The sequence below is a fragment of the Anaerocolumna xylanovorans DSM 12503 genome (assembly GCF_900143645.1).
In the GTDB taxonomy this organism is placed as follows: domain Bacteria; phylum Bacillota; class Clostridia; order Lachnospirales; family Lachnospiraceae; genus Anaerocolumna; species Anaerocolumna xylanovorans.
In genome coordinates this window covers 155,681-170,768 of the sequence record NZ_FRFD01000003.1, presented here as the reverse complement: position 1 = coordinate 170,768, position 15,088 = coordinate 155,681, and the positions used below count along the sequence as shown (strand labels likewise).

Annotated in this window: 15 protein-coding genes; 4 read left to right on the top strand and 11 right to left on the bottom strand. The window is 41.7% G+C overall.

Annotation, left to right across the window (positions count from 1 at the left end):
* Nucleotides 1–8 precede the first annotated feature (8 nt).
* The 6 genes from BUF11_RS00820 to BUF11_RS00795 form a co-directional block, all read right to left on the bottom strand.
* Complete coding sequence (locus BUF11_RS00820) at nt 9–1,190, bottom strand: sensor histidine kinase (protein ID WP_073586916.1); 1,182 nt, start codon at nt 1,188–1,190, stop codon at nt 9–11.
* 2 nt (nt 1,191–1,192) lie between these two features.
* On the bottom strand, nt 1,193–2,446 hold the full coding sequence (locus tag BUF11_RS00815; protein ID WP_073586915.1) for an ABC transporter permease: 1,254 nt from the start codon (nt 2,444–2,446) through the stop codon (nt 1,193–1,195).
* On the bottom strand, nt 2,443–3,531 hold the full coding sequence (locus BUF11_RS00810) for an ABC transporter permease (protein ID WP_073586914.1): 1,089 nt from the start codon (nt 3,529–3,531) through the stop codon (nt 2,443–2,445). The genes BUF11_RS00815 and BUF11_RS00810 overlap by 4 nt, the downstream gene beginning before the upstream one ends.
* 3 nt (nt 3,532–3,534) lie before the next feature.
* On the bottom strand, nt 3,535–4,305 hold the full coding sequence (locus tag BUF11_RS00805; RefSeq protein ID WP_073586913.1) for an ABC transporter ATP-binding protein: 771 nt from the start codon (nt 4,303–4,305) through the stop codon (nt 3,535–3,537).
* 125 nt (nt 4,306–4,430) lie between these two features.
* Nucleotides 4,431–5,279, bottom strand: coding sequence for a DUF6179 domain-containing protein (locus tag BUF11_RS00800; RefSeq protein WP_073586912.1), 849 nt, complete (start codon nt 5,277–5,279; stop codon nt 4,431–4,433).
* Between the two features lie 11 nt (nt 5,280–5,290).
* A complete protein-coding gene (locus BUF11_RS00795; protein ID WP_073586911.1) occupies nt 5,291–5,833 on the bottom strand; it encodes a DUF6323 family protein in 543 nt (180 codons plus the stop codon).
* A gap of 408 nt (nt 5,834–6,241) precedes the next feature.
* On the opposite strand from BUF11_RS00795, the gene BUF11_RS00790 reads away from it, so the two are divergent.
* The gene (locus BUF11_RS00790) at nt 6,242–7,120 is read left to right on the top strand and encodes a MerR family transcriptional regulator (protein WP_073586910.1); all 879 of its coding nucleotides are present in this window, start codon (nt 6,242–6,244) and stop codon (nt 7,118–7,120) included.
* A gap of 79 nt (nt 7,121–7,199) precedes the next feature.
* Here BUF11_RS00790 and BUF11_RS00785 read toward each other — a convergent pair whose 3' ends face one another.
* On the bottom strand, nt 7,200–8,141 hold the full coding sequence (locus BUF11_RS00785) for a tRNA dihydrouridine synthase (protein ID WP_073586909.1): 942 nt from the start codon (nt 8,139–8,141) through the stop codon (nt 7,200–7,202).
* Nucleotides 8,142–8,190: 49 nt separating this feature from the next.
* Nucleotides 8,191–8,583, bottom strand: coding sequence for a pyridoxamine 5'-phosphate oxidase family protein (locus tag BUF11_RS00780; protein ID WP_073587843.1), 393 nt, complete (start codon nt 8,581–8,583; stop codon nt 8,191–8,193).
* A 224-nt stretch (nt 8,584–8,807) separates the two neighbouring features.
* Between BUF11_RS00780 and BUF11_RS00775 the strand changes: the two genes are divergently transcribed.
* The 3 genes from BUF11_RS00775 (at nt 8,808) to BUF11_RS00765 (ending at nt 11,843) form a co-directional block, all read left to right on the top strand.
* Nucleotides 8,808–9,962, top strand: coding sequence for a trans-sulfuration enzyme family protein (locus BUF11_RS00775; protein WP_073586908.1), 1,155 nt, complete (start codon nt 8,808–8,810; stop codon nt 9,960–9,962).
* 79 nt (nt 9,963–10,041) lie between these two features.
* On the top strand, nt 10,042–10,953 hold the full coding sequence (locus tag BUF11_RS00770; RefSeq protein ID WP_073586907.1) for a PLP-dependent cysteine synthase family protein: 912 nt from the start codon (nt 10,042–10,044) through the stop codon (nt 10,951–10,953).
* A gap of 44 nt (nt 10,954–10,997) precedes the next feature.
* Nucleotides 10,998–11,843 (top strand): class I SAM-dependent methyltransferase, encoded by an 846-nt coding sequence (locus BUF11_RS00765; RefSeq protein ID WP_073586906.1) that lies wholly within the window; start codon nt 10,998–11,000, stop codon nt 11,841–11,843.
* Nucleotides 11,844–11,866: 23 nt separating this feature from the next.
* Here BUF11_RS00765 and BUF11_RS00760 read toward each other — a convergent pair whose 3' ends face one another.
* From BUF11_RS00760 to BUF11_RS00750, 3 genes are all read right to left on the bottom strand, one after another.
* Nucleotides 11,867–12,973: a DHHW family protein gene (locus BUF11_RS00760; protein WP_073586905.1), complete on the bottom strand. Its 1,107-nt coding sequence runs from the start codon at nt 12,971–12,973 to the stop codon at nt 11,867–11,869.
* An 88-nt stretch (nt 12,974–13,061) separates the two neighbouring features.
* On the bottom strand, nt 13,062–14,465 hold the full coding sequence (locus BUF11_RS00755) for an MBOAT family O-acyltransferase (RefSeq protein ID WP_073586904.1): 1,404 nt from the start codon (nt 14,463–14,465) through the stop codon (nt 13,062–13,064).
* Nucleotides 14,466–14,501: 36 nt separating this feature from the next.
* Complete coding sequence (locus BUF11_RS00750; protein ID WP_073586903.1) at nt 14,502–15,038, bottom strand: hypothetical protein; 537 nt, start codon at nt 15,036–15,038, stop codon at nt 14,502–14,504.
* Nucleotides 15,039–15,088 lie beyond the last annotated feature (50 nt).

Genomic DNA, 15,088 nt, shown 5'->3' with positions numbered 1-15,088 from the left:
CCCTTTCCTCATTCTCTTTCATTCTGACCGCCTTCTATGGGCAGAAGCATATTTATTACAAAGCCCTCTTCTCCCGCAAAGCTGATAAAACCGTTCACTTCCCTGACCCGCCTTCGCATCCCGTCAAGCCCCATGCCTTCGCTTATTTTCCCGCAGCCCTTGCCGTTATCTGATACCGTACAGCGAACTATGCGGTTCATGACCAGTATTTCAATGGTAATTCTGGTGCAGAAAGCATATTTTAGTGCATTGGAGACTGCTTCAAAGCAATTGTCCAAAATAATCTCCCAATACTTTCCGCTGATATCTTCCCCATTTCCGGTCAAAGAAAATTCCGCCTCAATTCCAAACTTTTTTCTGCAATCCTCACACAGGCTGTTAAGCTGGATAAAAGCAAGCTGCCGCTTCCCGGGCCGCTCCTGCCGCAAAAGGACCCTGATTTCATCCATGCTGGACCTTAAGTTGTCAATAACAGTCTGAAGCATCGCCTTACTTTCTTCCCTGTCCTTCTCCATCAATACCTTGACTGCTTCCAGCTGATACACAGAACCATTTATGCTATGCCCCAGCTTATCATGGAGTGCCTGGGACAGCCGTACCTTTTCCTCTAAAATCCTGTCTTCAAGGTACAGGCGGTTTCTGTCAATCTCCAGCCTGTACTTTATTTCACTTTTGTCCAGATACCTTTTAAGCTCTTCTTCCTTTTCCTCACTTGCCTCTGTCTTTACCTGTTCCTTTTTTACAATGATATAATGCTGGTAATACAGCACCAGAATAAAGGAAGCTGCTGCAAAATATGCCGCTTTGTCACCTGCCGTAAGAATTCCGAGGTAAACTGCCGGATAAGAAAAAGAGGGCTGTCTGAACACTATTATGATATCCAAAAATACCATGGGCAGAAGATAGATATAGTCTCTTTCGAATCCCCATATAAGAACGGAAGTAAATATGACTTCCGCTGCCAAAGCTCCCACAGAGCCTTTCCTAGCCAAAAGAGCCCCGCTTTCCCTTTTTTCTTCCATTAATTCCAATACAACTACGGACATAAAAAGGAGGGCTGTTACAAGCAGGACCTGATAGGGAATGCCCCTATCCGCCCTTTCTGCAAATACCGCCGCATAAACGGCAACAGCCACAACCATCATCAGTTTTATAAATACAAAATAACGCATTTCCAAGTGTTCCTGCATTCTCACTCATTCCTGTTATATCTTAATCCTATGGCCCCTGTGCTCATAATAATCACAATATAGGCTGCCGTAACACACAGTATCATAAAATATACGGAGATATCCTTTCCCATTATCCCTTCTGCGGCAACAATGGTCCAATTCTGAGGCATCAGATTTGACAGGTTCTTTAACAGCTTTCCAGCCTCCTCCAAAGGAAAGTACAGACCGGACAGCATGGAGCTTACACTCCAAATCATAAATGCCAGATAGCAGGCATTCATAACATTGTTTAAAAGTATCCCCATCACCAGGCTCATGTTACAGAATACCATTCCCAACAGTCCGATTAGAAACAGATAATTCCATATACTGATTCCAAAATCCGCTTTTACAAATAGTGCAATTCCTATTCCCATTATAACAGTTTGCAAAAAGCCTGTCACCAGGGTTATGATAATTTTTGACAGCATGTACGTAAGCTCACTGGTACCGGTAAGTTTAAGCCTTGTGTATACCAGATTGTTTTTCTCTTCCACTGCTGTCTGGGCTATGAATATACCGGCATAGAGAAAAGCTATTGTTACAACCGCTATCGAAATTTTAACAGCGTACAAATCTATCTTTTGTTCGTCCGTCAAATCTGTCAGCCCGCCATTCTCAACAATTGTTACTTTCTTTTCCGGCTGGATTTTTTCCAGGGCTTTTAACTGCTTTAACATGTCATCCGCATTTTTATTCCCTGCAGCAGTATGATAGAAGACTGCCGTCTGTTTGACGGACTGATAAAGTAATTCTTCTCTTTCATCCAATCCTGTTTTATAAAAGGTAAAACCATCCTCAATCCGTCCATTGACAGCCTTCTTATCAAAATCCTTATCCAGGCATATAAAGCTGGCAACAACATCCCTTTCCAGGTGAAGCTTCCTGTTATCCGCTATTTCAGTATCCGTGATATGTGTTGCATCTACACGGTAAATCTGATAGATGCCTGTCTTAGCCAGCTGCTCCTGGAAATACCTTGACAGTTCTGTCATGGATTTATCATATACCAATATAGGCATTAGGGTATAATCTCTGTCATATACTATTTTTTCTGTCATATCTTTTTGTTCAATAATATCCCGAATATTTACTTTTGAACCCGGAGCGTCACCAAGCCTGATATTTAACAGCATCACAGACAGCACCGGGACAGCAAAAAGAAAGAAGAGAAATCCTTTGTTTCGTATCAAAAGCTTTATATTCATTATTAAGAGTGTGCGAAGAGCATTCATAGATTTTTCCTCCTTCTGCCTGCCAATAGCAGTCCTCCCGCAAAAGTAACAATACTGATAGCAGCAAGGTACAAAAGGCACCTTGATGCAAAACTGCTGCTTCCCATTGTGGAATACTCCACCAGGGTTCTGTTTATATAATACAAAGGGGATAATTCCTTCAAGCGGTCGGGAACCGATGTAAATATATAGGTTTCAAAGCTTCCTCCAAGATAGCCTGCTATCCACACCAGAGTAAATATCACTCCAATGGTTATTGCCATATTCCCCAAAAGATAGTAAATGAGAATGCTAAACAGCGAAGATGCTATGATACTAAAGGCCATAACCAGTAAAGTACCAGGCAGATTCCCCCAGCTTACTCCTAAAAATATTGTACACAATGCCGCACCGAAAAAGGTTAAGAGCATTGTAAGCGCAATACAGGGCAGTACCTTTCCCATGTATAGTGAAAAGCCGGATACCGGGGATACATTAAGCCTTTGCACGATCCGGTTTTTCTTTTCACTGGTAAACAGCGGCGACAGTATAATAATACCGCACCAGCTAAAATAAACGATTTGAACAATGCCGTAGTAATCTGTTGAATCGGGTCTTGGCACCGCATCAACAAAGACCGTCTTAATGTTGGTTTCATCTAAACTTCCTGGCGTCTTCTGACTTAAGGACTGTATTACCTGATAAAAGAAATATTCAAATTTCCCTCCCTGGGCCTCTAAGTCCTTCTGCTTGTATATATGATAGGAATGTTTCCCGAGTTCTACAAACACCGCTGCTTTTTTATTCTGAAAGATATCTTTGATTTCTTTGGAAGAAGGCGTTCCGCTAAAAGAAAATTCCCGCAGTTCAATCCCGTTATTATCTGCCGCCTCCCCTATCCCGGTCATGGCGTCTTCCCAGCCGCTCCCTTCCTCTATACTGTAGCCTGCTGTAAAAGTACCTGCCGGGGTATAGCTTTTCATCATTTCGCCAAAAGCACTGGATAATGTAGCAATCACGAGTATAGGACCGGCAAGCATAAGTAAAAGGCTCCACTTGTTCCGAAACATTAATTTGAAATTATTCTTTATAAAAGCCCAAGGCATAGTTTATACCCCCTCCGTATAATCCCGCAGTTTCTTACCTGTTAATGTCAGAAATACTTCTTCCAGAGTAAGCTCCTTATCCGCATCCGCCGTCACGAGCTGCTTTAGCTCCTCTTTTGTGCCTGTCGCAATCACTTTGCCGCTGTCCATGATAGCAATCCTTTCACAAACAGCCTCTACCTCTTCCATATAGTGGCTGGTATAGATGACAGTTGTTCCGTTCTTGTTTGCCTCTTTGATTTTCTCCAGTATGAAATTTCTGGACTGGGGATCAATTCCTACTGTGGGTTCGTCAAAAATTAAAAGTTCAGGCTTGTGTCCCAACGCACAGGCTATATTAAGCCTTCGCTTCATCCCTCCCGAAAAGTTTTTGGCAAATATATTCCTTTTATCTGACAGGCCTACAAACTCCAGTGCCTCTTCTACCGCCTCTTTTAATTTTGCTCCTTTGATTCCGTAGAGGGATGTAAACAACTCCACGTTTTCCCAGGCCTTTAGATTCTCATGTATGGCAAGCTCCTGCGGAATATAGCCTATTTTAGCAAGTATCTTCTTCCCTTCCTCTTTCATTTCCTTTCCAAACAGACTGATATTCCCTGCATTGGGTTTTATCAGCCCGCAAATCATATTCATCGTAGTGGATTTGCCGGCGCCATTAGGGCCAAGAAGGCCAAATATCTCCCCGCGCCTTATCTCCAATGTGAGATAATCCACAACTGCCTTGCTATTGTATTTTTTTGTAATTCCATCCGTTCTTAAAACAATCTCACTCATTCTGCTTTTCCTCCCTGCCTTTTTCTTTCTAATGGTATCTTAGCATGACAGTCTATCCTGTGGTAGTGATAAAAGAAAGAAAAGGATATGACTAAAGTCACATCCTTTTACAGTAATGCTGTGTTTCATATAATATAAAAAATTTGCGGCAGGGAATTATGCCTTAGGCCGTTTAATATCCTCACGGCATATTCCCTCCCAAGATAGCAGAAATACCTTTCCATTTCTCCATTATCAAAATAAACCCTCCGAAACATATCAGAAAGCAGACTGTTTATCTTCATTTCCGCTGTTTCTTCACTATCTCCCTTAAAATACTCTTCCACCGCGGACAAGTCTTTCTTTGTAAGACGCAGCCTGCCGACTGGCTTATTGGCTGCAATACATCCCACAACCGTTAAAAGCACCTCATAGGATATATTGTCATAATACAGATTCCTGTAATCAGGCATCACCCTTTCTAACAGTTCTTCCACCTGCACGCTCCCAAAGGCCTTTAAAAAGTCAGATTCTATTTTAATATTGTGCAGATACTGATAAATTGCATCTACTCCGCATAGGTCATTTACCGGTCTTAAGGCAGGATAATCAAGGGTCAAAAGATGGTCCTGGGGTTTAAATTTCGGATCGTACCAAAGGAAAAAGGCCGGCATCCCTTCTATTACAGTATTCCGTAAGTTCCGGCAGCCATAATCCTCAAACTCCTCCAGTATGGTATGATACAGCTCTTTTGTTTTATAAACCTTTGCCGTCACTGCCTCAAACCCAAGCTTATAAGCCGTGGCTGCATCCGTTTTTTCATTTGTCCTGATACCAAATTCGCTGCCCTCCCTGTCATACTCCCTGATACAATAAAGAATAGCTTCCATCAGCATTCTGGCTGTTTCATAAGTGACAGAGCTGCTATCTCCGGAAGTGTATTTAAAAGTCAGTTTTTCCACAAGGGGAAGCAGCTCTTCCATTTCGTATTCCATGCATCCTCCCTTTATTCCCAAAAGAGTTCTTTTAGTACGGAAAAGTACAGATCTTTATCCCAGCGCACCACATCATCAAACTGGCTGTACTCTCCATGCCCGCTTGTTTCCGTATAGCCTCTGTAGCCTGCTCTGACAGCCTCGGCAAATTTCTCAAGGCAGGTTCCTGCAAGATAGTCGACATCTCCTGTACATACTTCTTCAAACTGTTCTTTCATGAAAGTTATCAGCTCATCATCTGTCAGATTATCCTCCGCTTCGTTCTTAAACTGATAAAAGATGTCCTGAAGGTCCGTTAATGTCTGAAGATAGTTATCCTGATTGATATACTGTGAGTCACAAAACTGATAGATGAGCTTATTTAAGATACCATCCCCAAATTCAACTCTTTGGCTGTTCTTTAGACTGCTGTTCCTCCCGGCAACCAGTTCCCTTGCTTCCTCATAAGACAGCGTAAGTCCAAAACCCTCTGATTTTTCATTAGCTGCCACCAAAGTCCTGATTTCTTCCTCCTGTTTCTTTTGCTGCATCAACTCAAATAAATTGTCCTCCATAAAATAACCATGCCCTTTCCTGTACCTGCAAACTTTGGGACGTAGGCACAAATTTGCATTTTTCAAACTAGCTCCCATTGCATGCCGCATCTGCTTGCAGATGTGGCACTGCCGCCAATCAGGGTGTGAAATGTCCTTTATTTCACACTAACTTCCTTCCAAGGTAAGTACCTCATTATAGGGCAGTTTACAATCTATTACAAGTCTTGAAAAATTCCCGGTTTTGTGGTATTATATAATTAGAAAGAGACAGAGAAATTTATTTCCTGCCTCTTTTATTTTTTGTCCGGGTATAAAAATAAAATTATAAATTTGTAAAAAACTCTTGACTATCACGGTGCGTGATAGTGTACTTTAAAATTACAGCTGTAACTTTAAATAATAATCCAACTATATGGAGGTACCGCCATGATGACTGTAAAACAGGTTTCCGCTTTGACGGGTGTAAGTGTCCGTACTTTGCAGTATTACGATGAAATCGGTCTGCTGAAGCCAAAGAGTATTACTGCGGCCGGCTACCGGCTCTATGATGAGAAATCCCTGGAAACCCTGCAGCAGATATTGTTTTTTAAAGAACTTGACTTTCCTTTAAAGGATATAAAATTGATTATGCAAAACCCCCAGTTTGACAGGCAAAAGGCCTTAACCGACCAAAAGAAGCTGATTAAGGCTAAGCTTGACAGACTAAGTAACTTGTCCGACTTAATTGACAGACTTTTAAAAGGAGAAAATGATATGAGCTTTAAGGAATTTGATATGACCGGATATTTCAATACTCTGGATGATTTTAAGGAAAACCATCTTGACGAAATTATAAAATATTGGGGCAGTTTAGAAGAATACGAAAAGATGCAAGGTAATATGAAAGAAAAGGAATCTGTAATCGGTCAGATGGCTGTAAAGCAATATGGAAGCATTGAGAAGTATACGGAGGCTATGAAGAAAAATCTGGATAACTTTACAGAAACCATGGACCGGATGCAGGAAATCAAAGATACTGCAGAAGATTATATTGAGAAAAATAAAAAGCTCCACCAAAAACTTACCTCCGATTTGACAAAAGACACAGCTTCTGATGAAATTCAGGGAATTACCGGAGAATTAATGGAGCTTATTAACCGCAGCTTAAAAGGAATAGATATGGGGGATAATTATTGGGACCTCGTGACAGATGGATATTTAACAAACCAGGCTGTTCGGGAAGCTACGGATAAAATATACGGAGAAGGTGCTTCGGATTTCATTGGCAGGGCAATAACAGTCTACTTTGACCGGCTCTCTAAATAGGCTTTTAAAAAACGTGATTGAGGCGGCCGGGCTGTTTACCCCACAGCCGGGCCGCCCAATGCCATAAAGGATTTTCCTTTTAACCGGCCAGTATTTCCTGCTCTGCAAACAACCTGTTTACAGCTTCCTCATAATCTTTAAGCCGTTCGGATTTCTTTATCTTTTTCAGATACTTTTCATGCTCTGTAAATAACGCCGCCAGGTAAATCCATATTTCCTTCATTTTAAAGAGTATATTCCTGTCGCCAAAAAGGATCTTTCGGTAATTTTCATATAGGTTGTCGTGGAATTCCCTTAAGGTCTCTTTCTTTAGCTGTTTATTCTCTGTTATCAGGCTTATGAGTCCGGGATTAGCCAGTAATCCTCTCCCAAGCATCACGGTTTCTACCTCGGGAAATTCCTCTGTAAACTCCTGATAATCCTTAAGGGTAAAGATATCTCCGTTATAGCAAATGGGGTTCTTGCTTAAAGTTAATGCCTCTTTAAAGATTTCCCGGTTTGGCTTATTCTTATAGAAATCTTTCTGTACCCTGGGATGGATAATAAGTTCCTTTAGAGGATATTTATTATAGATTGAAAGCAGTTCATAGAATTCCTCCGGCTGGTCCTTTCCTATCCGGGTCTTAATGGAAATCTCCATAACCGGGTCCGTAAATATTTCTTCCAGAAACTTGTCCAGTTCCTCCCTAAGCGCCAGAAAACCTGAACCTTTATGCTTTGCTACGACTGTCCCTGAAGGACATCCAAGATTTAAGTTGATTTCCTCATATCCTAACTGCTTTATCTTTTTCGCCGCGCTGATAAAGCCACCCGAGTTGTTTGTAAGCAGCTGAGGAACCAACACCATATTTTTGTTATTCTCAGGCATGATGTCCTTGATATCTCTGTTTTTAAAGGCGTCATCCTGATTCGTGGTGATAAAAGGAGAAAAGTATTTATCTGCCTTACCAAAACATGTATTGTGCGCACTTCTGTAAATATATCCTGTAATCCCTTCCAATGGGGCAAAATAAAATTTCATAAACTTTGCTTTCTCCTTTAGTCAAACACATATGCACTCCTCTTAAGAACTAAAACGTCTCCACCTCCGGTTCTCCCCCAAAGGAATTGATCGTAGCGGTAGCATCTTTTAAATACCATACTTCCGTATTCCCGTCCCCTGCTTTATACATACCCTGTATAGAAGGATACTCGTTTAATAAACTCTGCTGTGCCTCAATCCGCCCATCTTCTACGGCAGTTGCTTCCACACGGATCCATTTCCCCTCGGTAAAGGCACTGATTTCAATTTTAGGATTAGCATGCATCTGCTTTGATACGTTTTTTACCTTACCGGTTTCAATATACAGTTTTCCTTCAAAAATATGAGCCGTACCAAAAGGCCTTACACGAGGCTTGTCCCCGTCAAGGGTTGCCAGATAATAGGTGCCGCATTTCTTTAGAAATTCATAGGTTTTTTCCATCGTTTTGTCTCCTTCTTTTTTTATAGTTAAATCATACCCATTTTTTATCAATAATACAAGATGACTTAAAATATAAAAATGATATAAAAATTTACTTGACATCATTTTCCCTTCTATGGATAATAGAATGTAACCCAAAATCATATTATACATATATTAATAGTATGATTTAGGGTGTAGTAAACAGAAAACCTAAAATTTATTGCGAAGGGAGAGTATTATTTATGGCTGAACATCTGATAAATACGAAGCTAATTCACGGAGGCGTAGACGGCGATGAACATACGGGTGCCGTCAGTGTCCCCATATACCAGACTTCAACTTACCGTCAAAAGGAACTGGGAGGAAAAGTCCCCTATGAATATTCCAGAACCGGTAATCCTACAAGGGAGGCACTTGAAAAGCTGATTGCAGAACTGGAGGAAGGCACTGCCGGATTTGCATTTGCCTCCGGTATGGCAGCAATCACAACCGTACTGCTGTTATTTAAAAGCGGAGATAAAATTCTAATCTCCAACAATGTGTATGGCGGGACTTTCCGCATCCTGGATAAGGTCTTTAAACAGTTTGGCCTTATTTATAAAATCGTTGACACTTCCGATATCTCTTTGCTGGAAAAGGAATTGGAACCTTCCGTTAAGGGTATTTTCATAGAAAGCCCTGCCAATCCGCTTCTTACAATTACTGATATTAAAGCTGTCTCTGTGCTTGCCAAAACCTATGGTATACTTACTATCGTTGATAATACCTTTATGACCCCATATCTGCAAAAGCCCCTTACCTTGGGTGCTGACATCGTGGTGCACAGTGCCACAAAATATCTTGGCGGACACAGCGATCTGATAGCCGGTCTTGCAGTTACGGGCAATGAAGAGCTCTCTGCAAGACTTGCTTTCCTGCAAAATGCCACCGGGGGTATCCTGGAACCTTTTGATTCCTGGCTCTTAATCCGCGGAATAAAAACTTTATCGGTGCGCCTTGACAGACATTTGGAAAATGCCTCCTATGTCGCTGACTTTCTTCGCGGCCAGAAATCGGTAGAGCAGGTATATTATCCCGGACTTCCTGATTTTAAAGGTTATGAGATTCATCAAAAGCAGGCTTCAGGTGCCGGTGCAATCATTTCCTTTACATTGGCACAAGGCTTTGATATCCGGGAATTCTATAAACATCTGGAACTTATAATCCTGGGTGAAAGTCTTGGAGGCGTTGAATCCTTAGCCTGCCATCCGGCTTCCATGACCCATGCTTCCATCCCCGCCGAGCTGCGTAATCAGCTGGGGATAACGGATAACCTTGTAAGGCTTTCCATCGGTATCGAAGACAAACGTGATTTAATAAAAGATCTGGAAAATGCCCTTTCCCATTCTTCCATATAATAGCACTGTTTCTGGCATTATCCCAAAATAACAGAAAGGAAACTCTTCCTCCTATTTTATGGAGGAGTTCGTTATCACTATGAAATATTATAATGATTACCGCGATTTAATCGGCAATACACCCCTTGTCTTACTGAACCGGATGGATTTTCCGGAAGGCATACGGGTATTTGCCAAACTGGAATTATGGAACCCCGGCGGCAGCGTAAAAGACCGCATGGGTATGGCATTAGTTAAGGATGCAGAAGAAAAAGGAATCTTAAAACCCGGTTCCGTTATTATAGAAGCCACTGCCGGAAATGCCGGAATCGGGCTTGCCCTGGCAGCTTTAGGCAAAGGTTACCGGGTAATCTTTGCCGTTCCCGAAAAATTCTCCGTAGAAAAACAGGCCGTTATGAGAGCTTACGGAGCAGAAATTGTCCATACTCCTCTGGAAAAGGGAATGCAGGGTGCCTTTGAAAAGGTGGAAGAATTAAAGAAAGAAATTGAAAATCCAGTGCTGCTAAACCAATTTACTAATCCCAAAAATCCGCTGGCACATTATGAATCAACAGGACCTGAAATATACAACGATCTGGACGGAAATATTGATTACCTCATAGCCGGAGCCGGCAGCGGCGGTACTTTCAGCGGAACGGCAAAGTATCTGAAAGAAAAGCTTCCCGCCTTAAAATGCATCCTGGCAGACCCCGTAGGTTCCACCATGGGCGGCGGTACTCCCGGCTGCTATTCCGTTGAAGGAATTGGAAATACTTTTATGCCGGAGACCATGGATATGGCTTTGGTGGATGAAGTCATTAAGGTAACGGATGAAGAAGCCTTAAAAGAAGTCCGCCTGTTAGCTGCCAGGGAAGGCATTCTGGCAGGATCTTCTTCCGGAGCAGCTCTAACCGCCGCCAGAAAAGCTGCAGAAGGTGCAGAAAAAGGCAACAATCTTGTGGTAATCCTTCCCGACCGTGGTGACCGTTATTTTAGTAAAAATATTTATTAAGGGGTATAAAGTCTCCAAACTTTGAAAGGAGCATGGTTATAAATATGAATTTATCTGAAGTTAAAACTACAACAGGTGATATCAAAGTTAACTTAAAGAATGTTCATGAAACACTTCTGCTGCCACTTTGGTGCCGGGCAATGGTTTCGGAATTCCACTGCCCGGATTTAGAGGACCTGTACGCCAACGATATTATTAAACAGTTGGACTATGACTTTTCCGGATTCCATTCCCATATCAAAAATTATTTTATCATTTTGCTGGCAGCAAGGGCCAAGGAAATGGAGCAGCAGGTAAAACGTTATATATCCCTCCACCCCGGTGCCACCATAGTGAATATCGGAGCCGGCTTGGATACGACCTTTTACCGTATCAATAACGGTACTGTAAAATGGTATGATCTTGATGCTCCCGGTGTGGTATACCTAAGAAAAACCCTCTTAAAAGACGATCCCCGGAAGACCTCTATTGCAAAATCCATGTTCGACCCCAGCTTTCCCGACGAAATTATCCCCTCCGGAGATGGCCTTCTTTTTCTCATAAGCGGAGTACTTATGTATTTTACAGAAGAGGAGGTCAGATCACTGTTCCGCCTTCTGGCCTCCCGCTTTCCCGGATGCGAAGTTCTCTTTGATCATTTGACCCCTTTCGGTCTGGCAACTGCAGACCATATGGTCAAACGTTCCGGAATCCACGGTGCGAAAATGCAGTGGGGTTCAAATAATATATGCAGTCTTGAAAAATGGGGAATTCAAATCAGTCTTCTGGAAAGCCACCCTGTTTGCAATGATTTCACCCTGAATCCCTCTTCCGGTATACTATCCAATTTGCTCATCCGTCTTAACCGGCTATTGCGGATTTATACCCTTAACCAAATCCGAATCTCCTGACAGCGGATACAAAAGAGATGTCTTTATTTCAAGCTATAGCTGTCATTTAATAAAAGGGTACTGTAAAGGAACAGCACGTCCCGGTTATCAAAATCGATGTAGTCTTTTAGAATGGAACTTTTGACGTAACGGATATCCACCACCGTTATCTTAGAATAACCTTCGATAAGAAGCGGTATAAGGCTGCTCCCAAAGGAATCTCTGAACACGATAAGCTCCTTATTTTCTATTGCTTTTGGATTTTCAATAGTTAATAGCGGAGCTGCTCCGGATAAGAACATCTCATAGGGGTCTTTTCCGGAGAGCTTGTTCAGTTCATATACTCCTGTTGTTTTACCGGTTTCATAGTTATAAACCTTACAACTGTCTATAATATCATTGGTCAGGTATTTGATGGTTTCACTTTTAAGAGGCAAAGCCGATTGCCCGTAGTATACGCCATAAAATGGCAATTTCGAAGTATTTACTGTATAGTTGCCTGACAAGGAATCTCCAATTCCCATTTTCTCACCGATTTTCTTTGCTGTCTGCCCTAAATCCTCCTGTCTCCAGTGGGTGTCGGTTTTGTAGTAATCCTTTATGGACAGCATATTTCTGATGTCAATGAAACCGGAATAATCCATGCCATCCTTCATCTTGCTATAGAGTTTTTCATAATCCATTGCCGGATATCCGTTTTGTTTTGCCAGGTAATAGCCTTTATCCGGTACAATACAGGTGTAAATCTTTGAGCTGCCTCCCAAAAGGTAAGTATCATAAATATATCGAAAGGAAGTAAGCGCATTCTGCACGGACTCTTCCTTTAAAGGATAATCCAGTTTGGCTGCGTATCCGTCCTCAATATAGATGCCGTTATTATCCTTTTCCCAGAACAGGTCATACAGAGTATAGGACTTTATTCTTCGGAATTCATCCCGGAAAGGGAATTGGTCCATGGCTGCATCTTCGAATTTATCACCGTAGGTATTATCTAAAAAGGAACCAAAAGACCATTCGGGATGCTTTTTTAGCTGCCTTCTCTCACTGTCCGAGAACTCTGCCTGAGGCTTTAGGCAGTTAATAGCTGAACCGGTAAATAAAGTAATTGCTAACGCCGCAATTCCGATACGATATTTCAACTTCTCTTTCATACTAACCTCCATGCATTTCGCAAGTTTACTTGCGAAACTGCCCAAATAGAAAGTGAAAAATGCTTTCTATTTTTCACACTAACCTCCCTTAGAATCTAAAATACAAAAACGGATTAAAAGAACCATCCACCAAATATCCTGTTATAACAAGCAGAAGACTGCAAAGAACCACCGGCTCCAGAATAACAAAAAGAAAAGCTCCCTTGCCCTTTTCTGCAAACTTTTCATAAAGTACCTTAAACAACGGCGTTGACCCGGTTATTCCAACCAGCAGCAATACACCGTAACTGCTTAGATAATACAGTGCCTGCGTTGAAACAAAAGGTATGTCCGATAAGCCAAACATACTGCCAATGTCACTTCCTGCCTGTGAAAGGCTGTCCGCATTAAACAATACGAAGCTTATGATAACCAATACCATCACATATATATGGGACAAAACAGCATTTCCCTTTTCTGTCCATTTGGGAAAACAGTATTTCTCCAGTATAAGAAGAATAGCAAAATACAAGCCCCACAGGATAAAATTCCAGGCGGCTCCATGCCAGAAGCCTGTTAACATCCATACTATCAGGATGTTTCGTATATGCTTAAACTTAGAAACCCTGTTGCCTCCCAAGGGAATATATACATAATCCCTGAACCAGGAGCTTAGGGAAATATGCCAGCGTCTCCAGAACTCTGTTATACTTTTTGAAATGTAGGGATAGTTGAAGTTTTCAATGAATTGAAATCCAAATATCTTTCCAAGCCCTATAGCCATATCACTGTAGCCTGAAAAATCATAGTATATCTGCAAAGTATAGGCAATGGCATAAATCCAGTAAAATAAAACCGATTTATCGGAAGAATCCTGAAACTTTGTGCACAGTACGCCAAAGGAATTGGCAAGGAGTACCTTCTTGGCAAGCCCTGCCACAAACCTTCTGCTGCCCAGATAACACTGGGATAAGCTATGCTCCCTTTCATGCAGCTGCTTTGCTATATCGGCATACCTTACAATTGGCCCCGCAACTAACTGGGGAAACAGCATGGCATAAGTCATAAAGGCCAAAATATCCTTCTCTGCCTTTACTTTCCCCCGGTAAACGTCGATGGTATAGCTCATAATGTGGAAAGTATAAAAGCTGATTCCCATGGGTAAAGCAATACGAAGAAAAGGCAGTGACAGATGAGTTACCTTGTTTACATTTGCAATAAAAAAATCAAAATACTTAAAAAACCCCAGTATGCTAAGACTTATTACAATAGAAGATGCCATTAGGACCTTTGCTTTTCTGCTATCTGCAGTACCTTCAATACGCAGCCCAATGAAATATCCCTGTAAAATGGATAACAGCATAAGAATACAATAGACCGGTTCTCCCCATGCATAAAATATCAGACTGGCAATCAAAAGTACCATATTCTTATACCGAAAGGGCATAAGAAAATACAACAGTAATACAACCGGCAGAAAATAATACAAAAAGGTTATACTTGAAAATAACATGGCTTCTCCTTGTTATACCTGATTTTTTGGCTCTGGTTATTCGTCCTTTGCCAGGGTCTGGTCAAGCTTACCGCCGCAAACTATCTTGAAGGCATCCACAAGCTGGTCGGAAGTTACGGTGTCTGCTATCTGACTTTGTACCATGATTAACATTATTATATCCCCGCAGGCCGCTACCTTTAAATCATCTGCCATAACACAGATCCACTTGCGCTGGTCGATTCCGTCCAACATTTCCTTTGCTGCCTTTTCGGTATCTTTACTGTCCTTTACACGGACAAGAACAAGGGAATATGCCTGGGAGGTAATCATTGCTTCAGAAACGGCAGCTTCCTTTATAAGAGAGGCATCGGTAAGACCAAGGTAATACTTCAGCTTATCTGAATCAGTAAGGTCAAGCTTGGTTGTTTCCAGTTTTAAGCCGGGATCTTTCTGCTCATAGATTTTATTAATAATATCACCCGGTTCCCCCTCAGGTCCCTTTGTCACTGTATCCTTTGCGGATTTTGAGCAGGCTCCAAGACCTATTACCAATACTGCAATCATCATCATACTCATTATTTTCTTAAACATTTTAACCTCCATGCATTTCGCAAGTTTACCAGTAGATTGCTTGCAATCTA

Bases quoted from the DNA above. Each gene is read 5' to 3' on its own strand.
- BUF11_RS00815 (WP_073586915.1), bottom strand. From the start codon at position 2,446: ATGAATGCTCTTCGCACACTCTTAATAATGAATATAAAGCTTTTGATA.
- BUF11_RS00790 (WP_073586910.1), top strand. From the start codon at position 6,242: ATGATGACTGTAAAACAGGTTTCCGCTTTGACGGGTGTAAGTGTCCGT.
- BUF11_RS00795 (WP_073586911.1), bottom strand. From the start codon at position 5,833: ATGGAGGACAATTTATTTGAGTTGATGCAGCAAAAGAAACAGGAGGAA.
- BUF11_RS00755 (WP_073586904.1), bottom strand. From the start codon at position 14,465: ATGTTATTTTCAAGTATAACCTTTTTGTATTATTTTCTGCCGGTTGTA.
- BUF11_RS00780 (WP_073587843.1), bottom strand. From the start codon at position 8,583: ATGGAAAAAACCTATGAATTTCTAAAGAAATGCGGCACCTATTATCTG.
- BUF11_RS00800 (WP_073586912.1), bottom strand. From the start codon at position 5,279: ATGGAATACGAAATGGAAGAGCTGCTTCCCCTTGTGGAAAAACTGACT.
- BUF11_RS00775 (WP_073586908.1), top strand. From the start codon at position 8,808: ATGGCTGAACATCTGATAAATACGAAGCTAATTCACGGAGGCGTAGAC.
- BUF11_RS00750 (WP_073586903.1), bottom strand. From the start codon at position 15,038: ATGTTTAAGAAAATAATGAGTATGATGATGATTGCAGTATTGGTAATA.
- BUF11_RS00770 (WP_073586907.1), top strand. From the start codon at position 10,042: ATGAAATATTATAATGATTACCGCGATTTAATCGGCAATACACCCCTT.
- BUF11_RS00760 (WP_073586905.1), bottom strand. From the start codon at position 12,973: ATGAAAGAGAAGTTGAAATATCGTATCGGAATTGCGGCGTTAGCAATT.
- BUF11_RS00765 (WP_073586906.1), top strand. From the start codon at position 10,998: ATGAATTTATCTGAAGTTAAAACTACAACAGGTGATATCAAAGTTAAC.
- BUF11_RS00805 (WP_073586913.1), bottom strand. From the start codon at position 4,305: ATGAGTGAGATTGTTTTAAGAACGGATGGAATTACAAAAAAATACAAT.
- BUF11_RS00820 (WP_073586916.1), bottom strand. From the start codon at position 1,190: ATGCAGGAACACTTGGAAATGCGTTATTTTGTATTTATAAAACTGATG.
- BUF11_RS00785 (WP_073586909.1), bottom strand. From the start codon at position 8,141: ATGAAATTTTATTTTGCCCCATTGGAAGGGATTACAGGATATATTTAC.
- BUF11_RS00810 (WP_073586914.1), bottom strand. From the start codon at position 3,531: ATGCCTTGGGCTTTTATAAAGAATAATTTCAAATTAATGTTTCGGAAC.